Annotated in this window: 17 protein-coding genes; 10 read left to right on the top strand and 7 right to left on the bottom strand. The window is 57.2% G+C overall.

The features are described from left to right. Positions 1 to 20: 20 nt before the first annotated feature. The 3 genes from PMYSY11_RS17640 to osmE form a co-directional block, all read right to left on the bottom strand. Complete coding sequence (locus PMYSY11_RS17640) at positions 21 to 965, bottom strand: DUF808 domain-containing protein (RefSeq protein ID WP_150547594.1); 945 nt, start codon at positions 963 to 965, stop codon at positions 21 to 23. A 66-nt stretch (positions 966 to 1,031) separates the two neighbouring features. Beyond that, a complete protein-coding gene (locus tag PMYSY11_RS17635; protein WP_090515548.1) occupies positions 1,032 to 1,619 on the bottom strand; it encodes an LOG family protein in 588 nt (195 codons plus the stop codon). Between the two features lie 2,098 nt (positions 1,620 to 3,717). Continuing rightward, positions 3,718 to 4,068 (bottom strand): osmotically-inducible lipoprotein OsmE, encoded by a 351-nt coding sequence (gene osmE, locus PMYSY11_RS17630; protein WP_069898534.1) that lies wholly within the window; start codon positions 4,066 to 4,068, stop codon positions 3,718 to 3,720. Between the two features lie 157 nt (positions 4,069 to 4,225). Here osmE and PMYSY11_RS17625 point away from each other — a divergent pair, with 157 nt between their 5' ends. Next, complete coding sequence (locus tag PMYSY11_RS17625) at positions 4,226 to 5,125, top strand: AEC family transporter (protein WP_069897947.1); 900 nt, start codon at positions 4,226 to 4,228, stop codon at positions 5,123 to 5,125. Between the two features lie 89 nt (positions 5,126 to 5,214). Here the strand turns inward: PMYSY11_RS17625 and PMYSY11_RS17620 are convergent, their stop codons facing one another. Then, entirely contained in the window at positions 5,215 to 5,361 is a 147-nt protein-coding gene (locus PMYSY11_RS17620) for a hypothetical protein (protein WP_170827707.1), read from the bottom strand. 207 nt (positions 5,362 to 5,568) lie between these two features. Between PMYSY11_RS17620 and PMYSY11_RS17615 the strand changes: the two genes are divergently transcribed. The 7 genes from PMYSY11_RS17615 to PMYSY11_RS17585 all read left to right on the top strand — a co-directional run bounded on the left by PMYSY11_RS17615 (position 5,569) and on the right by PMYSY11_RS17585 (position 13,851). Further along, positions 5,569 to 6,459, top strand: coding sequence for a lipase family alpha/beta hydrolase (locus PMYSY11_RS17615; RefSeq protein ID WP_150547593.1), 891 nt, complete (start codon positions 5,569 to 5,571; stop codon positions 6,457 to 6,459). A gap of 248 nt (positions 6,460 to 6,707) precedes the next feature. Beyond that, a complete protein-coding gene (locus PMYSY11_RS17610) occupies positions 6,708 to 7,214 on the top strand; it encodes a TRAP transporter small permease subunit (protein WP_150547592.1) in 507 nt (168 codons plus the stop codon). Continuing rightward, a complete protein-coding gene (locus PMYSY11_RS17605; RefSeq protein WP_069897944.1) occupies positions 7,214 to 8,539 on the top strand; it encodes a TRAP transporter large permease in 1,326 nt (441 codons plus the stop codon). Before PMYSY11_RS17610 ends, PMYSY11_RS17605 begins: the two co-directional genes overlap by 1 nt. Before the next feature lie 137 nt (positions 8,540 to 8,676). Then, positions 8,677 to 9,726: a TRAP transporter substrate-binding protein gene (locus tag PMYSY11_RS17600; RefSeq protein WP_069897943.1), complete on the top strand. Its 1,050-nt coding sequence runs from the start codon at positions 8,677 to 8,679 to the stop codon at positions 9,724 to 9,726. Positions 9,727 to 9,824: 98 nt separating this feature from the next. Next, the gene (locus PMYSY11_RS17595) at positions 9,825 to 11,198 is read left to right on the top strand and encodes a glutamine synthetase family protein (protein ID WP_090515540.1); all 1,374 of its coding nucleotides are present in this window, start codon (positions 9,825 to 9,827) and stop codon (positions 11,196 to 11,198) included. Positions 11,199 to 11,285: 87 nt separating this feature from the next. Beyond that, the gene (locus tag PMYSY11_RS17590; protein ID WP_150547591.1) at positions 11,286 to 12,674 is read left to right on the top strand and encodes an aldehyde dehydrogenase family protein; all 1,389 of its coding nucleotides are present in this window, start codon (positions 11,286 to 11,288) and stop codon (positions 12,672 to 12,674) included. A 7-nt stretch (positions 12,675 to 12,681) separates the two neighbouring features. Next, complete coding sequence (locus PMYSY11_RS17585) at positions 12,682 to 13,851, top strand: iron-containing alcohol dehydrogenase (RefSeq protein WP_150547590.1); 1,170 nt, start codon at positions 12,682 to 12,684, stop codon at positions 13,849 to 13,851. 575 nt (positions 13,852 to 14,426) lie between these two features. Here PMYSY11_RS17585 and PMYSY11_RS17580 read toward each other — a convergent pair. From PMYSY11_RS17580 to dksA, 3 genes are all read right to left on the bottom strand, one after another. Continuing rightward, on the bottom strand, positions 14,427 to 14,960 hold the full coding sequence (locus PMYSY11_RS17580) for a hypothetical protein (RefSeq protein WP_150547589.1): 534 nt from the start codon (positions 14,958 to 14,960) through the stop codon (positions 14,427 to 14,429). A gap of 178 nt (positions 14,961 to 15,138) precedes the next feature. Then, positions 15,139 to 16,026 (bottom strand): tRNA glutamyl-Q(34) synthetase GluQRS, encoded by an 888-nt coding sequence (gene gluQRS, locus PMYSY11_RS17575; RefSeq protein ID WP_150549602.1) that lies wholly within the window; start codon positions 16,024 to 16,026, stop codon positions 15,139 to 15,141. Between the two features lie 58 nt (positions 16,027 to 16,084). Beyond that, entirely contained in the window at positions 16,085 to 16,528 is a 444-nt protein-coding gene (gene dksA, locus PMYSY11_RS17570; protein ID WP_069897937.1) for an RNA polymerase-binding protein DksA, read from the bottom strand. Positions 16,529 to 16,724: 196 nt separating this feature from the next. Here dksA and PMYSY11_RS17565 point away from each other — a divergent pair, with 196 nt between their 5' ends. Both PMYSY11_RS17565 and sfsA read left to right on the top strand, forming a co-directional pair. Then, positions 16,725 to 17,906 (top strand): pyridoxal phosphate-dependent aminotransferase, encoded by a 1,182-nt coding sequence (locus tag PMYSY11_RS17565; protein ID WP_150547588.1) that lies wholly within the window; start codon positions 16,725 to 16,727, stop codon positions 17,904 to 17,906. Then, positions 17,896 to 18,603 (top strand): DNA/RNA nuclease SfsA, encoded by a 708-nt coding sequence (gene sfsA / locus PMYSY11_RS17560; protein ID WP_150547587.1) that lies wholly within the window; start codon positions 17,896 to 17,898, stop codon positions 18,601 to 18,603. Before PMYSY11_RS17565 ends, sfsA begins: the two co-directional genes overlap by 11 nt. Positions 18,604 to 18,632 lie beyond the last annotated feature (29 nt).

The following is an 18,632-nucleotide window of genomic DNA, read 5'->3' as shown; positions in this document are numbered from 1 at the left end:
ATTTAGCCCCGCTAATCCGCTCAGGCGCTTACAACGTGCTTGATCCGGCCGAACAGTTTCACCGCCGCAAGCACAATGGCGCCGGCAATCACACCGATAACCCCGTGCATGAGGCTCGGCGCTATCGAGCCGAGAAATGCCACGCCGCTAGAGGCTGAAATAACCTCGCCAGCATGCTCAACAAAGTGATGGGCAACCGGTACGCCGTGGGTAAGAATGCCGCCACCCACCAGAAACATGGCGATGGTGCCGACAATCGATAAGCCCTTCATCAGGTACGGAGCTGTTTTCAGAATGCCGTTACCGAAGCTGCGCACAAGGCCCATCCCCGCGCCTTCACCTTCGCGCTGAGACAAATACAGACCCGCGTCATCGAGCTTGACGATGGCCGCTACCAGCCCGTAAACCCCGGCAGTAATCACCACCGCAATGCCGCAAAGTACGGCGAACTGCTCAATCAGAGTGGCTTCTGCAACAGTGCCTAAGGTGATGGCGATAATTTCAGCCGAGAGAATAAAGTCGGTACGTACGGCGCCCTTTACCTTGTCCTTCTCGAAGGTCTTCATGTCTTGTGCAGGATTGGCCAACGCCTCAAGGCGGGCCTGGCGTTTGGCCTGATCCGCATCTTTCTTGTGGCCAAAGGTGTGCACCAACTTCTCGAAGCCTTCGAAACACAAAAAGGCCCCGCCGACCATCAGCAACGGAGTTATGGCCCAGGGGATGAATGCGCTTATCAGCATTGCCCCAGGCACCAGAATCATCTTGTTTTTCAGTGAGCCCTTGGCCACGGCCCAGACCACCGGCAGCTCACGGTCGGCGCGTACGCCGGTCACCTGTTGTGCGTTGAGCGCCAGATCATCGCCCAGAACACCGGCGGTTTTCTTTGCGGCAACCTTGGTCATCAACGACACGTCATCGAGCAGTGTGGCGATGTCATCAATCAGAGCAAGTAGGCTGCTGGCCATGTGCGGGGTTCCTTATCCACAAGCGGGTGAGATGCGCAGTTTATACCTTTGAGCCTGCCAAGACAGTTAATCGGGCTCGCGGTCGTGCCAGCGAGCCTGTTCAATTGGCTGCCATTGGCTAAATGCATCGAGTAAGGCATCGGGAGAATCGCAGAGTTGGAGCATGGCGCGATGTTTGGCCCGGACAAATCCTTCATCCACCAGATGATCAAGGAAGTTACCCAGCTTGGAGTAAAAGTTATTCACATCGAGCAAACCCAGTGGCTTGGCGTGATAGCCCAACTGGCCCCAGGTCCAGACTTCAAACAGCTCTTCCAGAGTTCCCAGACCGCCCGGCAGTGCAATAAAGCCATCGCTGAGCTCTGCCATCCGCGCCTTGCGCGCGTGCATGCCGTCGACTACTTCAAGGCGGGTCAGACCGTTGTGGCCAACCTCTGCGCGTTTCAAGCTCTGCGGAATGATGCCGATCACTTCACCGCCCGCCACCATTGCGGCGTCTGCCACAACGCCCATTAAGCCAACTGCGCCGCCGCCATAGATAAGACGGATACCGCGTTCAGCAAGGGTGCGCCCGAGATTTTCCGCCGCTTCCCGATAGAGCGGGTTAGTGCCAGTGCTGGCGCCGCAAAACACACATACAGACTGCAAAGCCATGGGCTACTCCTGAAGTTTACTGGCTTCAGGTTAGTCGTTTTGGCACGCCGAGACGAATGTTTGGATGCGAATACTGTGCTGTTGTTCGCGGCTCAGTCGCTTCCGCAGGCGCCGCAAGCGTAGGCAGCGAGGAGTTGGTGTAGCCAGTGGGTCGGTTGCATGATCGTTCTCCTGTTCAGTTGCAATAACCTTAAGGCATGCACAGAGCGGCCGCCCTTAGATTGTTTGCATGGGCGTGATAGGGCGTTGCCCACAATTGCTGTGGAGTGGCCTGTGCATAACGTGGTGGTAGAACCCGCAGGCCCCGTATCTGCGTGGTTCTGGCGCAGTTGGTGATTATTTGATCAGTTCTTGGCGGGGCTGATCCAAGCACATATTCACAAGCGTCTGGCGGGTTGAGTAACTTGTCAACGGATATTGTGAGTAGCGCTGTGGACAAGTTCGGTATGCATTGCTGTAAGCGTTGATGTGAGTGGCTTACAGAGGGTTGTTTAAATTTTGACCAGTTGTCTTCAGGCCCGCACAGATTGCCGAGTTCGCTCTAAAGTAAAGACTTTTTTCCGTTAATTCAGGCAGTTATTGCACTCAGCCAGAACGCAGTAGATTCACTTATCCCAGTTATCTGTGGAGTGTGCTGTGGGTAACATCGGTATGCATTGCTGCAGGCCACAGCAGGCGTGGCTTACATGGATGTGGTTGTTTTTTGATCAGTCCAGTATTGAGTGCGGCTGATTGATTTTTTCGCGCTTTCTCGTGGCGCCACGGCGCCCCTGTTGACAGGATCAAACTACTTATCCAGAAAGTCTGTGGGTGAGTTGTGCATAGCTTTTCATTTCTCAGCTGCAGGCACTGTGCTGCCTGGCTTACCGGCAGCTGAGTTCAATACAAGCGCCTGTTCTGCGGCACTGGTAATACGCTACGACATCCTGTCTTTAAGAATTTTCCCGCTAAATCAGCGCGTTACTGACGTGCAAAATCGATATCGAGAGAAATTATCCCGACTATCTGGGGATTTAGCTGTGGGTAACACCGGTATGTATTGCTGTAGGCCTTTAAACATAAGGCTTACAGAAGTTTGATCAAAAAACGAACAGCTCGTGTGCATGGTAGTGAGCCACAGGATCAACCCGCATCGCTCGGCCTTTCCCGAAATTAAACTGCATTAATTCAGTGGCTTACGAGGCACTGCAGAATAGTTATCCCTGCTATCTGGGGATTGAACTGTGGGTAACTTCGGTATGCATTGCTGTAAGCCAATAACCAAGCGGCTTGCAGAGTTCTGTTCAAAATATGATCAGTTGTAATCAGTCCGTAGAAAGCTCGCGCAAGGATCAGCAAGTCAAGAAGTTTTGCCGCTTATTCAAGAGGTTACGGGCAGGCGGAGGTTCAGACTTGTGCAGTTATCCCGACTATCTGTGGAGGGAGTTGTGGGTAACATCGGTATGTATCGCTGAAAGCCTTTAACCACGGGGTCTGAGCGGGATTGATTGAAATTTGATCAAATAATCACGCTGCATCCACAAGCGGGTTCTTTTCTGTGGAGCGCGAGCTTTTTACAACCAATCAAGCACTTACAGTCGCGCTGTCAGTTATCCCGTTTATCTGTGGAGCGAGCTGTGGGTAACATCGGTATGCATTGCTGAAGCCCAATAACCACGTGGCTTTACGCGATGTGGTTGTTTTTTGATCAGTTGTTTTTCAGGGATAAAAAGTTCTGGGCGGGTGTCATAAGTCAAGGTTTATCAAGCACTTGAACGCAATCGGAGAAATTGCTGGCAAGTAGTTATCCCGCTTATCTGTGGAGTGAGTTGTGGGTAACTCTGGTATGTATTGATACAGCCCTAGTGCGGTGGGCTTTTCAAAGATCTGATTAAAAATTGATCAGCTCTTTTGCTGCGATCGCAAACTTTTGCCAACACTCACAAGTCAAGCGAAAAGCCCGCTATTTCAGTGGCTTGCGCGTGGCTGAGGAACGACTTATCCATTTTTACTGTGGACGTAGCTGTGTATAACCTCAGGATGCTTGTCCACAAGCCATAGGGCGTATGGCCTGGCGGGAGCTGGTTGTTTTTTGCTCAGCTCCTGCCAGTTTTATCGGCTAATCACCAAACAGTGTGGCGCGGGCGTTCTTTTCCATCTGCTCGCAGGTCATGAAGCCTTTGCCATCAACCCTGTCGGAGGAGTTAAAGCTGACATAGTAGGGCTGCTTGTGGTTGTCTTCACTGAGCACATAGTTGTTGCAAGTACCCGGCTCGACGCTGCGATAAATTGTGCTTGAAGGCGGCCCTGCAATTTGCATCACCTCTTTGCTGGTCATGTCGTGATCAACTTTATCCACCAGCGGCTGCGCGCTGTAAGTGACATAGTCGATCGGGTTTTCGACCTTGCTTCCGGCGCAGCCGACTAGCGTGCTGAGAGAAACTACGGCGACGAGGACTTTTATGTTCATGAGGGCTCCGTGCAATGAACGCGTATCGTTGATATGCATGTGACCGTCAAAGTGGGCAGAAGTTGAAACTGCAGGTATTGTGTCGCGCTCTATTCTCACCTTCAGCCGCTTTGCAGCTTCATGCAGTGTAGGCAGGGTTCGCGGAGCGGTTCTGAAAATGCTAGCGGTGCTTGCGATTTTGCCGATATTCGGCCTGATAGTTCTGGGGTACGTGCTGGGTCGCCGGCAGTGGCTGAGTCAGGAGTCATCGGCAGGGCTGGCGAGCATTACCTTCAAGCTGTTCATGCCGACCCTGCTGTTTATCGGGATCGCCAAAGCGCCGCTGGCGCAAGGTCTGTCGCCACTGTTATTGCTGGCCTATTACGTGCCGGCCTTAATCGTATTCTGCAGCGTCAACCTGATTGCTCAGCGCATTACCGGCCACGCCACAGCCTCCGGACTGGCGGCTACTTTTTCCAACAACGTGCTGGTGGGTATCCCGTTGGTAACCACATTGCTGGGCCATGACGGGCTGGTTTATGTGTTTGCGATTCTGGTTTTCCACAGCCTTACGCTGTTTACCCTGCAAAGCATTTACTCAGCGTTTGGCAGCGTCGAGCAGGTGAACTTCAAGGCACTGCTGAAGAACCTAGCGAACCCAATGATTATCGGCCTGCTGCTGGGGGCGATGCTTAACCTGTCCGGGCTCACGGTGCCCGCACCTCTGTGGCAAATGGTCGAGTGGCTGGCGCAAGCGGCATTGCCGTGCGCGTTGATCGTCTTGGGCGTGAGTTTGTCCGGCTACCGATTGCGTCCGACCACCGCTGTGGTGATGCTGAGCGGCGTCAAGTTGTTGGTGTTTCCGCTCCTGGTTTATACCTCGACGGCTATGGTTCCGGGGCTCAGCCATGATGCGCGCAGCGTGCTGGTGTTGATGGCTGCGTGTCCGAGCGGGGTGAATATTCTGGCCTTTGCGAAAACCCAGCTGGATACCCGCAATGTCAGTTCGACCATCTCGCTGTCGACTGTGCTTGCGGCACTTACGCTGCCGCTTTGGGTGTTGCTGGTGGCGCACTGAGCCCGGCGCAATGCCTGGCAAATCGGTTGCAAATAACAGCAGCGGATAGCTGCAAATCTATCCACAAGCCGTTTCAGCTCAGTGTCGCCTCAGGCTTGCGGGCTGTTCTGTTGCAGCACAACCGGCTGGCTGTCTTTGAGTTCGCCCAGTAGCGGTTGTGGCTTGAGAACCGGACGCGCATAAACGTCGGCTGCGAACAGCAAAAACAACAGGCTGAAGAACAGAGTGGCTTTCATTTCAGGTCTCCTTACGATCAATTCGTCACAATGTTGATGCAGGATATAGCGCGGCTGAAAAATAGGAATTTGTCTGCTTCGATAGTCATCATTGGTCGCTCTGATACACCTTATCGAGCGCTCTGGCGCACGACTTCTGGCGGATGCGCTAAGGTCATCAAATACTGCTGATAAGGATCAGCAGGCCTGACACACGGATGAACCTAAATGCCCGAGAAGCAATCACTGCGATATCCGCTGATTTTGGTGCCGGGCTTGCTCGGTTTCATAAGCCTGCTGGGCTATCACTACTGGTACGGCATTGTGCGTTTGCTCGCTCGCCACGGTGCCAAGGCCATTCCGGTGCTGGTTTCGCCGGTGCATTCGACCGAGGAACGCGGCGAGCAACTGCTGGCGCGAATCGATGCGGTGTTGGCCAGTACCGGTGCTGCCAAGGTGCATTTGCTCGGGCATAGCCAAGGTGCGCTCACCGCACGCTATGCAGCAGCCAAACGCCCGGATCTGGTGGCGTCGGTAACCTCAGTGGCGGGGCCTAATCATGGCTCCGAACTGGGTGATTTCCTGCAGAGCAATGCCCGGCCAGGCTCTTGGCGCGAGCGAGTCGTGAGTGCTCTGCTGCAAGCATTTGTCTGGCTTACCACGGTGCTTGAGGTCGGCTACCGTGGGCCCAAGTTGCCCTTTGACACCGCAGCCGCGCAGCATTCGCTCACCACAGAAGGGGTGGCGCTGTTCAATCAGCGTTATCCACAGGGCTTGCCACATACTTGGGGTGGTGAGGGCGATGAGGTGGTTAACGGGGTTTATTACTACTCATGGTCCGGCACATTGCAGCCCGGTATTACCAACCGTGGCGGCAATTTGCTCGATGGCCCGAATGTGGCGTGCCGGTTGTTTGCCCGAACCTTCACCCGCGAAGTTGGCCAGTGCGATGGCATGGTCGGGCGTTATAGTTCACATCTGGGCAAGGTGATTGGCGACAACTACCCGCTGGATCATTTTGACATCGTTAACCAGAGTTTCGGCTTGGTTGGCAAAGGCGCTGATCCGCTGCGTCTATTCGCTGAACATGTTGAGCGACTGGCAGCGGCAGAGGCTTAGACCAAAGTCTTAACCGTCGCGGCAGAAGCCAAGCCCCGCGTTTTCGAGCAGGGCTGCAAGCGCCATGCAGCGCTGTAGCGCGGGCGCTGATGCAGGTGGTTGCTCGCGCCTGAAATCCCTCAAATGGCACTCGCCTGACGCAGCTCCATGCGTGAGGACTGTGGGCGGGTGCTTGGCTTGGGTTGGCTTTGCCTGATCTTGAGCTAGGCTCAGCCAATACGCAAAAAAACAACATTGCAGGGAATCGCATGAACAAGGCCATTCGCGGTTTTGTCAGGACGGTAGACCGGGTTAATCGTCTGATCGGGCGATTTGCCATGTACCTGATTTTCGTCATGCTCGGGGTTTTGCTGTACTCCTCCATCAGTAAGACCTTTTTTGATCCGGCCGCCTGGACGCTGGAAACTGCGCAATTTTTGATGGTCGCCTACTTCCTGCTGGGCGGGCCTTATTCGATGCAGCTCGGCGACCATGTACGCATGGACCTGCTCTACAGCCGCTGGAGCCCTAAAACGCGGGCTAGCGTTGATGCCGTCACCATCCTGATGCTGATTTTCTACCTGGCGATGCTGCTCTACGGCGCGATTTCTTCGACCCATTACGCGCTGCAATACAGCGAGACCAGCTATTCCGCGTGGTCGCCGCCGATGGCGCCAATCAAAATAGTCATGACCATCGGCGTTGCACTCATGCTGCTGCAAGCCATCGCCACGTTCTTCAAGGACGTCGCTGCTGCACGCGGGGAGACGTTGTAATGGGCTACGAATTTATCGCCCTGTTGATGTTCTCCTCGATGATGGTGTTGCTGCTGACAGGTAAGCGCGTTTTTGGTGCCATTGGCTTCGTCGCGGTGGTGGCCGCGCTGGCGTTGTGGGGGGATGGCGGCTCAGAGGTGGCGTTCAGCGCCGCCATGAAATTGATGAAGTGGTATCCGCTGCTGACCCTGCCGCTCTTTGTGTACATGGGCTACATGCTGTCGGAGTCGGGTCTTGCCGAAGATCTCTACCGCATGTTTCACGTTTGGATGGGGCCGCTGCCCGGCGGGCTGGCGGTTGGCACGATTGGCCTGATGGTGGCGATCTCGGCAATGAACGGCCTGAGTGTTGCCGGTATGGCGATTGGCGCCAGTATCGCTTTGCCCGAACTGCTGCGGCGCGGCTACGACAAAATCATGGTCACCGGGGTTATTCAGGCCGGCAGTTCCTTGGGTATTCTGATTCCGCCCAGCGTGGTGCTGGTGCTGTACGGCATGATCGCGCGGCAACCGGTTGGCCAGTTGTGGCTTGCCGGGGTGTTTCCCGGCCTGCTTATGGCCGGGTTGTTTATCCTCTATATCGCCATTCGTTGTCGTTTGCAGCCGGAGCTGGGGCCGGCGCTGAGCCGTGAGGAACGCGCGCAAATCACCTGGGCGGAGCGCTTCAGTCTGCTCAAGGCCGGGGTTGTGCCGCTGTTTATCTTCTTCAGCATGACCGGCCTGTTTCTGATGGGCATCACCAGCCTGGTCGAAAGCTCGGCGGTCGGTGCCACTGCTGCGACCCTGGCGGCGTTGTTCAAGGGGCGGATAAATCGGCATGTCATGGAAGAGACCCTGCGCAAAACGCTGGGCATCAGTTGCATGTTCATGTGGATCATTCTGGCGGCGCTGTGCTTCGGCGCGGTATTCGATGGACTGGGCGCGGTGAAGGCGATTGAAGCGTTCTTCGTCGATCGTCTGGAAATGAGCCCGTGGCAGGTGCTTATCCTGATGCAAGTGTCGTTCATCATCATGGGCATGTTCCTTGATGACACCGCCATGCTGGTGATCGTCGCACCGCTTTACGTGCCGTTGGTGGGCGCACTGGGTTTTGATCTGGTGTGGTACGGCGTGCTCTACACCATCACCTGTCAAATCGCCTACATGACGCCGCCGTTTGGCTACAACCTGTTTCTGATGCGGGCGATGGCCCCGCCCGAAATCACCTTGCGCGACATCTACGTCTCGGTCACACCCTTTGTTTTGATCATGGTGCTGGCGTTGGTGTTGGTGATGGTCTTTCCGCAACTGGCGCTTTGGTTGCCGCAGTGGCATTACGCCAGATAGACGGATCAATGAATCCGGCGCGCCTTAAGTAGTGGTGTGCCATCGAACCGGGGCTGTGCAGTAGTCAGGCCCGGATAAGTGCCGCCAGCCATGGGCTGAAGCGGCCTGATGTGCCTTGACACTACGGAGAGCACCGCATGACTACTAGACGCAGTTTTCTTAAAAATGCCGCCGTCACCACTGGCGCGGTGGGCGCGACCGCTTTGGGTTCTGCACACATCTATGCCGCCGAGGCGAAGAAAATCACCTGGCGGCTGCAAACCTACGCCGGCCCGGCATTGGCCGAGCACGTGATTAAACCGTCGATTGACGCTTTCAACAAAGCCGCCGATGGCCAGATGGAAATCCAGTTGTACTTCGCCGACCAACTGGTGCCAACCGGCGAGCTGTTTCGGGCGATGCAGCGCGGCACCATCGACGCGGTGCAGAGTGATGACGACTCGATTGCCGCGCCTGTGGATATCGCCGTGTTTGGCGGCTACTTCCCCTTTGCCACGCGTTACAGCCTCGATGTGCCGGTGCTGTTTGAAAAGTACGGGCTCAATGAAATCTGGGCCGAAGCCTACGGCGAAGTGGAAGGCGTTACCTGGCTCGGGGCGGGTGCCTGGGACCCGTGCAACTTTGCCACGGTCGAGCCGGTAAACAGCCTGGCTGACCTCAAGGGCAAGCGCATTTTCACCTTCCCAACCGCTGGCAAGTTCCTCTCGCGTTTCGGTGTGGTGCCGGTGACGCTGCCTTGGGAAGACGTTGAAGTGGCGATCCAGACCGGCGAATTGGACGGCATTGCCTGGTCCGGTATTACCGAGGATTACACCGTCGGCTGGGCCAACGTCACCAAGTATTTCCTGACCAACAACATCTCTGGCGCGTGGTGCGGCTCCTACTTTGCCAACTCGGACAAATGGGACGAGGTGCCCGAGCACCTGAAAACCCTGTTCAAACTGTGCATGGACAGCTCCAACTACTACCGCCAGCACTGGTATTGGGGTGGAGAGGCGGCACTGCGGGTTGAAGGCAGCAAATTGCAGCTGACTTCCATTCCGGCTGCCGAGTGGAAAACCGTGGAGGATGAGGCGCAAGTGTTCTGGGATGAAATCGCCAAGACCAGCCCACGCTGCGCCAAGGTTGTGGATATCTTCAAGAAGTACAACGCTTTGATGGCCAAGGCTGGCTCGCCTTACCGTTAATCCGTCTTGCCACGACGGCCGATTTCCTGCGCTGCTTTCAGGAAGAAACAGCGCGGGTGTTTTTAAGGAAAGCCTCAACAAAAATAACAGAGGTCGCCATGCTTAATCCGCGGGATGTAAAGACCCTTGAAGATGCCAAACGGATCATCGAAGAGCGGGGTTTGAGCCATGTAAAAGTTGGGTTGTTCGATAACGATGGGGTCATGCGCGGCAAGTACATGAGCCGCTCCAAATTCTTCTCCTCATTGCACAGCGGTTTCGCTTTCTGCGATGTGGTGCTGGGCTGGGATGTTAAAGACCAGCTCTACGACAACGCCCAATACACCGGCTGGCACACCGGCTATCCCGATGCGCCGGTGCGCATTATTCCGTCCAGTTGCCGTGAGCTGCCGTTCGAAAACGGCATGCTGCTGTTTCTCGCCGAATTCGACCAGCAGGCGGAGGCGGTTTGCCCGCGCGGCACATTGCGCCGGGTTATCGAGCGCTGTCAGGCCATGGGTTTTGAGCCCTTTGCTGCGCTTGAGTACGAGTTCTTCATGTTCGATGAAACGCCGGAGTCGGCGCGCGAGAAAGGCTTTCGTAATCTCAAACCGTTCACTCCGGACTGGTTCGGCTATTCGATGATCCGCAACTCGGTACATGCCGAGTTGTATCACCAGATTCTCGAAATGGCCGAGCTGATGGATTTTCCAATCGAAGGCCTGCACACCGAAACCGGCCCCGGCGTACTTGAGGCGGCAATCGCGGTGGATCGCGCCGAAGCGGCGGCGGATAAAGCCGCGCTGTTTAAAACCTTCATGAAAGTACTGGCCCAGCGCAACGGGCTGATGGCGACGTTCATGGCCAAATGGTCGGGCAAATACCCGGGCCAGAGCGGGCATATCCATGTATCGCTGCGCGATAGCAGCAGCGACAAATCGGCTTTTTACGACGCCAACCAAGAACACGGCATGAGCGAGATTCAGCGTCATTTTCTGGCCGGTCAGCAACGGCTGATGCCGGAGTTCCTGTGCATGGTTGCGCCCACGCTGAACAGCTATCGGCGGATGATTCCCGGCTTCTGGGCACCAACTGATGCGACCTGGGGCGTGGAAAATCGCACAGCCGCATTGCGCGTTATTCCCGGCAGCGACAAATCTCAACGTCAGGAATACCGCCTTGGCGCGGCGGACGGCAATCCGTATCTGGCGTTGTCGGTGGCGCTCGCTTCCGGGCTCTACGGGATCATGCACAAGTGGCAACCCACCGATCCGGTAGTCGGCAATGCCTACGATCAGCAGCATCCTGCCGAACTGGCTCTGCCCAGAACCTTGTGGGATGCGGCGCAGCGACTGAAGGCTTCGACGGCGGCGCGGGAGTTGTTTGGCGATGCCTTCGTTGAGCACTTTGCCGCCAGCCGCGAATGGGAGGAGCGCGAGTATCGCCGCCATGTCAGCGACTGGGAGCTGGATCGCTACTTCGAGATTATCTAGCGAGGCCGCTGACCGCTGTTGCGGCCGTTAACCCGTGGCGCCGAGCAAGGTTGTGGCGCCGTATGCGGTATTTATCAGGAGTGATGTATGGCGAAGTTGCAGTGTATTTCCCCGATTGATGGCTCGGTGTACGTTGAGCGCGAACTTGCCAGCGCTGAGCAGATCAGCGCCGCGTTGGAGCGCGCCGAACAGGCGCAGCGCCAATGGAAAAAAACGTCACTGGCAAAGCGCATTGCCATTGCCCGCAAGGCCGTTGAGTTTTTCAGTGCGCAAGAAGCCGAGCTGGCCAATGAGTTGTGTTGGATGATGGGTCGGCCGATCCGCTATGGCGCCGGTGAGGTGCGCGGGTTTGTCGAGCGTGCAAGCTACATGGCCGACATAGCGGAAAGCGCGCTGGCGGATATTCAACTGCCGGAAAAGCCCGGCTTCACCCGGTTTATCCGCCGCGAGCCGCTCGGTGTCGCGCTGGTAATCGCGCCCTGGAATTACCCGTATCTGACGGCGGTGAATGCCGTGTTACCCGCGTTGCTCGCGGGTAACAGCGTGCTGCTTAAACATTCGGCGCAAACGCCGCTCTGTGCCGAACGTATGGTGGCCGCATTCGATGCGGCGGGCTTGCCGAGCGGGGTTTTTCAGTACCTGCATTTGAGCCATGCCGATACCGAACAGTTGATCAAGGCGCCGGCCGTGCAACATGTGTCCTTCACCGGATCGGTGCCGGGCGGAGCGATGGTCGAGCAGGCCGCTGCGGGCCGGTTTATCAGCACGGGGCTGGAGTTGGGTGGTAAAGACCCCGCCTATGTGCGCGCCGATGCAGACCTTGCGCATGCCGTTGAAACGACTATCGACGGCGCGTTCTTCAACTCGGGGCAGTCGTGCTGCGGCATTGAACGGATTTATGTGCACGCCTCGCTTTATGACGCCTTTGTCGAGCAGGCGGTGGCATTGGTTAAGCAATACCGTCTGGGGCGCTCGGATGATCCGGAAACGACACTCGGCCCATTGGTACGTGCTGAGGCGGCTGAGTTTGTCCGTGGGCAAATCAATGAGGCGGTAGCGGCGGGTGCCACGGCGCACATTGATCCGGCTGACTTTGCGCTCGACAAGCCGGGCACCGCGTATTTGGCGCCGCAGGTTTTAACCGGGGTCGATCACAGCATGCGCGTGATGAGCGAGGAGTCATTTGGGCCGGTGGTGGGCATCCAGAAAGTGGCGGACGACGCCGAAGCGCTGCGGTTGATGAACGACAGCGAGTTCGGCCTTACTGCCGCTATTTTTAGTCAGGATGAAGATGCTGCATTGGCGCTGGCCGATCAGGTCGAGGCGGGCACCGTATTTCTAAACCGCTGTGATTATCTCGATCCGGCATTGGCCTGGACGGGCGTGAAAAACTCCGGGCATGGCTGCACCTTGTCGAGTGTCGGTTTCGAGCACCTGACCCGACCTAAATCATTCCACTTCAAGACCCGGTTGTGAGGGCGCCATGAATACTGATCAATACCGTATGAATTGGAATTACCCGACATCGATCCGCGTGGGAGTCGGACGGATCGCCGAGTTGGCCGATGCCTGCAAAGGGCTTGGCATGAGCGCGCCGCTGCTGGTCACCGATCCCGGCTTGGCGGCGTTGCCCATGATCGATCAGGCGCTGGCCCAATGCCGCGATGCAGGGCTCAAGGCCGATGTGTTCTCCGCAATCAAAGGCAACCCGACAGGCGAAAACGTGGAGGCAGGCGTTCGCGCGTTCAAGGCCGGCGGGCACGATGGCGTGATTGCCTTCGGTGGCGGCTCGGCGCTGGATGCCGGCAAGGCGATTGCACTGATGGTCGGGCAGAACCGTCCGCTGTGGGACTTCGAGGACATCGGTGATAACTGCAACCGGGTCAATGTGGCGGGTATGGCGCCAGTGGTTGCCGTGCCGACCACTGCCGGTACGGGCTCGGAAGTCGGCCGCGCCTCGGTGATCACCGACGACAGTGCGCACATCAAGCGCATTATCTTTCATGCGCGCATGTTGCCGGCGTTGGTCATCCTCGACCCGGAGCTGACCGTTGGCCTGCCGCCCAAAATTACCGCTGCAACCGGCATGGATGCGTTGTCGCACAGCCTGGAGGCGTTCTGCTCACCGCTGTTTCACCCGATGGCTGAAGGTATTGCCCTCGAAGGCATGCGGCTGGTGCAGGAATACCTACCGCGCGCGGTGGCGCAAGGCAATGATGTCGAGGCGCGCTTGCAGATGCTCGTGGCCTCGAGTATGGGCGCTACCGCATTCCAACGCGGCCTCGGCGCAATGCACGCACTGGCGCACCCGTTGGGAGCCCTGTACGACGCCCATCATGGCCTGTTGAATGCGGTGTTGATGCCGTATGTGTTGCATGCCAATCGCAGCCGCATCGAAAGCCAGATGGCCAAGATGGGCCGCTATCTGAGCCTGCCGAGCCCGACCTACACTGGTGTTTTGGATTGGGTGCTGCAAATGCGCGAGCAATTGGGCATCGCCCATACATTGGCCGAGATCGGCATTGATGATGTGCGAATGGAGCAGGTCGGAAAAATGGCCGAGGTCGATCCCTCCGCCGGCACCAACCCGATCACCTTCAACAGCAAGCAGTACCGGCAAATATTCGAAAATGCCCTGACCGGAAAGCTGTAAACACAGATCCAAACACACGGAGGGGGGCGTATTCGCACCGGTGCGGTAATCGGTTGCGGCGCGCCTCGCAACGATGCGGTACGTATTGGGTGTATGCCGGAAGATGGAACCCCAACGGGGTTTCCGTCATTGCGATATCGCGACTGGCGCGCTCAGGCTGTGGATCTCACGCAACCCGCAAAACAACCACCTAACCGCGCAATACCGTCAGGCCGCCATGACGGAAGCCGCTGCGCGGATTCCATCCTCCGCCGGTGAGGTGTTTGGTTTGGCGTATTCGCACCGGCCGGTAATCGATTCCGGCGTGCTTCGTATCAATGCGGTACGTATTGGATGCCGGAGGATGGAACCCCCAACGGGGTTTCCGTCATTGCGATGTTGCGACTGGCGCGGTGTGGCTTTGGATTTCGTGCAACCCACAAAATAACAACCTAACCGCGTAATACCGTTACGCCACCATGACGGAAGCCGCTGCGCGGATTCCATCCTCCGTCGGTGGGTGTTTCGGTGGGGATTCGCAGCGGCGTGGTCATCGGTATGGTGTGGCCCGTGACCGGCGGATTTGTGAGTTTGCCTTATTCGGCTTCCAGCTCTGCTTTGAGCGACTCATACGCGGGGGCTGCGTATATGCCGATCTCTACCGCCAATTCCAGCACGCGGGGCAGGTCGGTGGTGTAAACCAGTACTGCTTGCAATGCGTAGTCCAGCGGCTCGCTGAAATTCACCAACACATAACCCTTGGTGTCGGGGCTGAGGCTGCTCAGTTGCACTTGAATGCGGTTCAGCGCTTTCAGCGGTTCGACTTTAACCAGTTGCTTGGGCTTGAGGACGAAGCTGACCTCGGCGCCAAAGGATTCGACAACTTGCTCGAAAAGGGCGTCGTAGCTGTCGGCCATGAACAGTACCGTCTCTGGCAGGCTGCCGGCCACGACCCATTCGCCTAGCGGAATCGGGAATTCGTCATCAAAGTTGATATCAGGATTGGCGGCCAGAAACTTCTCGGGATCGGCATACGCCTGCGCCGCTTCATCGGCGATGCGCTGAACATCTTCAGCAAGCATGCAGCCCGAACTGATTTTGCTGATTAATTCTTCAAGCTGGGCGTTCATCGCATCTGATCCTGTAAGTGTTGAGTCTAAACGCCAAGGATATAGGCAAATCTGCGCGCACCCTAATTCACAAGACAACCTGCGCCTGAATAAACGGGCCAGTCAGTTATTTCATGGCGCACTTTCATACTACGGTATGGCGCCACCCGCCGTTATTTTGCGGGGCGCACTGCACTGATTAAACCAGCGATGCCTCGTCCAGCGTGGCGGTGCGCGGGATTTTGTCTGCATCCCAGTGCGCCGTCGCCCAACTCAGCAATTCTTTGGGCGGTGCATTGTTCAACTCCAGTGGCATCTCCTGGCCAAGCGTGCGCAAGGCCTTGGCCAAAAAAGCGCTGGCTTGTTCAATCTGCAGGGGTGGTGAGCGGTAGGACTTGCCGAGTTTGTTGCCGTCGGGTTGGACGATAAGCGGCACATGCAGGTAGCGCGGCTGGCTGAAACCCAGCAGCTCCTGCAAATACAATTGGCGCGGGGTCGAGTCGAGCAGGTCGGCGCCGCGTACGATATCGGTTATGCCTTGCCAGGCATCATCCAGCACCACGGCCAATTGATAGGCGTATAGCGCGTCGCGGCGCTGAATGACGAAATCACCAACTTCATTGCCCAGATGCTGGTCGAATTCGCCTTGGACCCGATCGGTGAATGCGTACGTCAGTTGCGGTACGCGCAAGCGAATGGCCGCATCAATGCGCGTGTGGCCGGCATTGCGGCAAAGGCCGGGATAGATGCCGTTATAGCCTTCAAGCTGCTTGCGTGAGCACGTGCAGGCGTAGGCCAGGCCCTGGCTGAAGAGTTGTTCTACGCAGGCGGCGTAATGCGCGTGCCGGTCACTCTGGCGAACCAGTTGGCCGTCCCATTCAAAACCGTAGCTTTCGAGGGTGCGCAGGATTGCATCCTGGGCGCCAGGCACTTCACGCGGAGGGTCTATGTCTTCCATGCGCAGCAGCCAGCGGCCGCCTACCGAGCGGGCGTCGACATACGAGGCCAGCGCTGCGACCAGCGAGCCAAAGTGCAAGTTGCCACTTGGGGTCGGGGCGAAGCGGCCCACGTAAGCGCCAGTATTCACGTGCAATACCGCTCAGGCAGAAATAAAACGGGGTGCCTTGGCACCCCGTTTCGGCAGATCAGGAACCGATCTGTTTTTCTTTGATTTCTGCCAGAGTCTTGCAGTCAATGCAAAGCGTGGCAGTAGGACGCGCTTCCAGTCGGCGAATGCCGATTTCTACGCCGCACGAGTCGCACCAGCCATAGTCTTCGTCTTCGATCAACTGCAGGGTTTCGTCAATCTTCTTGATCAGCTTGCGCTCGCGGTCGCGGGCACGCAGTTCCAGGCTGAATTCTTCTTCCTGGCTTGCGCGGTCGGCCGGATCAGGGAAATTGGCTGCTTCGTCCTGCATGTGATGCACAGTCCGGTCAACTTCCTGCATCAACTCCAGCTTCCATTTGTTAAGGATGCTGGTGAAATGCGCACGCATCGGCTCACCCATGTACTCCTCGCCCTTACTTTCTTTGTAGGGTTCAAAGCCACGAATCAGTTGACCGCTCTTTTCTTTTGCTTTGGTGGGCATCGATGTCCGCCTCTCACTCTTACTAATCCACTGCGCAGGTGATTTCCATTGCCGATTTTGAGGTCGGCCCTGCGGCTGCAAGCGGGCGAACTTACCAGAACAACCCGTGGTGCGCTACTCCCAGTTGTCGAGGTTGTGCCGTTTCTTCGAACAGTTGGGTAGAATTCGCCCCTAAATTCAGATCAAGGCGAGTTCCATGGCCCAGCCCTACAGTGCCCGCAGCCGCGCAATAGAACCTTTTCATGTTATGGCGTTGCTGGCGCGTGCCAATCAACTGCAAATTGATGGCCATGATGTAATTCATCTTGAAATCGGCGAACCGGACTTCACAACCGCGCCTCCTATTATAGCGGCTGGGCAGGCGGCGCTGGCAGAGGGCCATACCCGCTACACCTCCGCGCGCGGGATTCCGGCGCTGCGCGAAGCTATTTCGCGGTTCTATGCCCAGCGCTACCAGCTGAATATTGATCCTGAGCGAATTCTGATTACCCCGGGCGGTTCAGGCGCGTTGTTACTGGCCACCAGTTTGTTGGTGGACCCGGGCAAGCACTGGTTGCTGGCAGATCCGGGCTACCCGTGTAACCGGCATTTCTTACGGCTGATCGAGGGTGCCGCGCAATTGGTGCCTGTTGGGCCGGATGTGCGCTATCAGCTCACGCCCGAGTTGGTTGAGCGTTATTGGGACAAAGACAGCGTCGGTGCATTGGTCGCGTCGCCGGCCAACCCGACAGGCACCTTGCTCAGCGCCGATGAATTAGCCGGCTTGTCTCAGGCGCTCAAGCGCCGTGGTGGCCACCTGGTGGTTGATGAGATTTATCACGGGCTGACCTACGGCGTAGATGCGCACAGCGTGCTTGAAGTCGACGATGAAGCCTTTGTGCTGAACAGTTTTTCTAAATACTTCGGCATGACCGGCTGGCGCTTGGGTTGGCTGGTAGCGCCACCAGCGGCTGTACCAGAGTTGGAGAAGCTGGCGCAGAACCTTTATATCAGTGCGCCGAGCATGGCCCAGCAAGCGGCGCTGGCCTGCTTTGAGCCGCAAACCCTGGAAATCCTTGAGCAACGCCGCGAAGAATTTGCCCGTCGCCGCGACTTCTTGCTGCCGGCCTTGCGTGAGCTGGGCTTCAAGATCGCCGTTGAGCCCGAAGGCGCATTCTATTTATATGCAGACATCTCGGCTTTCGGCGGGGACGCATTTGCATTCTGCAAACACTTCATTGAAACCGAGTACGTGGCCTTCACGCCAGGTAATGACTTCGGCCGTTTTCAGGCGCATCAGCACGTGCGCTTCGCCTACACACAGAGCCTTGAACGCCTGCAACAAGCCGTCGAGCGTATCGCACGCGGCCTGAAGACCTGGAACCCGCATGCACTTTGAGCCACCACTGGAGTCAGCGCGCCTGATCAAGCGCTACAAGCGGTTTCTCGCCGATATCGAGACTGATAGCGGCGAGCTGATGACCATTCACTGCGCCAACACCGGCTCGATGCTCAACTGCATGAGTGAGGGCGGGCGCGTGTGGTTCAGTCGCTCCAACGACCCCAAGCGCAAATTGCCTGGCAGTTGGGAAATCGGCGAAACCCCGCACGGGCGACTGGCCTGCATTAATACGGCGCGGGCCAATGCGTTGGTCGAAGAAGCGCTGAATGCTGGCGTTATCGTCGAACTGGCCGGGTTCACTGCGCTCAAGCGTGAAGTGCCTTACGGTGAGGAGCGCAGCCGGATCGACTTTCGTCTGGAGTATCCGGACGGGGCGGCGTATGTCGAAGTTAAAAGCGTGACGCTGGGCTTTGCCGACACCGATGTGGCGGCGTTTCCGGATGCGCGCACCGAACGCGGCGCCAAGCACCTGCGTGAACTCGCCACTCTGGCTCGTCAGGGCGTGCGGGCGGTTCAGTTGTACTGTGTGAATCTCTCGGGGATAACTGCTGTGCGTGCCGCCGAGGAGATTGATCCGGGCTACGCCAGTGCCCTCAAAGAGGCAATGGCGGCTGGCGTGGAAGTGCTGGCGTATGGTGTGGAAATCAGCCCGCAGGGGATTCGCGTCAGCCATCGGCTGGATGTGCAGCTCTAGCACTGATCGGCATCAACGCCGGGCGGCAT

It is taken from the genome of Pseudomonas marincola (genome assembly GCF_900682675.2).
GTDB lineage: Bacteria > Pseudomonadota > Gammaproteobacteria > Pseudomonadales > Pseudomonadaceae > Aquipseudomonas > Aquipseudomonas marincola.
This window is presented reverse-complemented; position numbering and strand designations above follow the sequence as displayed.

Excerpts from the sequence above, each read along its gene's own strand:
- PMYSY11_RS17640 (WP_150547594.1), bottom strand. The coding sequence starts at position 965 with ATGGCCAGCAGCCTACTTGCTCTGATTGATGACATCGCCACACTGCTC.
- PMYSY11_RS17635 (WP_090515548.1), bottom strand. The coding sequence starts at position 1,619 with ATGGCTTTGCAGTCTGTATGTGTGTTTTGCGGCGCCAGCACTGGCACT.
- osmE (WP_069898534.1), bottom strand. The coding sequence starts at position 4,068 with ATGAACATAAAAGTCCTCGTCGCCGTAGTTTCTCTCAGCACGCTAGTC.
- PMYSY11_RS17625 (WP_069897947.1), top strand. The coding sequence starts at position 4,226 with ATGCTAGCGGTGCTTGCGATTTTGCCGATATTCGGCCTGATAGTTCTG.
- PMYSY11_RS17620 (WP_170827707.1), bottom strand. The coding sequence starts at position 5,361 with ATGAAAGCCACTCTGTTCTTCAGCCTGTTGTTTTTGCTGTTCGCAGCC.
- PMYSY11_RS17615 (WP_150547593.1), top strand. The coding sequence starts at position 5,569 with ATGCCCGAGAAGCAATCACTGCGATATCCGCTGATTTTGGTGCCGGGC.
- PMYSY11_RS17610 (WP_150547592.1), top strand. The coding sequence starts at position 6,708 with ATGAACAAGGCCATTCGCGGTTTTGTCAGGACGGTAGACCGGGTTAAT.
- PMYSY11_RS17605 (WP_069897944.1), top strand. The coding sequence starts at position 7,214 with ATGGGCTACGAATTTATCGCCCTGTTGATGTTCTCCTCGATGATGGTG.
- PMYSY11_RS17600 (WP_069897943.1), top strand. The coding sequence starts at position 8,677 with ATGACTACTAGACGCAGTTTTCTTAAAAATGCCGCCGTCACCACTGGC.
- PMYSY11_RS17595 (WP_090515540.1), top strand. The coding sequence starts at position 9,825 with ATGCTTAATCCGCGGGATGTAAAGACCCTTGAAGATGCCAAACGGATC.
- PMYSY11_RS17590 (WP_150547591.1), top strand. The coding sequence starts at position 11,286 with ATGGCGAAGTTGCAGTGTATTTCCCCGATTGATGGCTCGGTGTACGTT.
- PMYSY11_RS17585 (WP_150547590.1), top strand. The coding sequence starts at position 12,682 with ATGAATACTGATCAATACCGTATGAATTGGAATTACCCGACATCGATC.
- PMYSY11_RS17580 (WP_150547589.1), bottom strand. The coding sequence starts at position 14,960 with ATGAACGCCCAGCTTGAAGAATTAATCAGCAAAATCAGTTCGGGCTGC.
- dksA (WP_069897937.1), bottom strand. The coding sequence starts at position 16,528 with ATGCCCACCAAAGCAAAAGAAAAGAGCGGTCAACTGATTCGTGGCTTT.
- PMYSY11_RS17565 (WP_150547588.1), top strand. The coding sequence starts at position 16,725 with ATGGCCCAGCCCTACAGTGCCCGCAGCCGCGCAATAGAACCTTTTCAT.
- sfsA (WP_150547587.1), top strand. The coding sequence starts at position 17,896 with ATGCACTTTGAGCCACCACTGGAGTCAGCGCGCCTGATCAAGCGCTAC.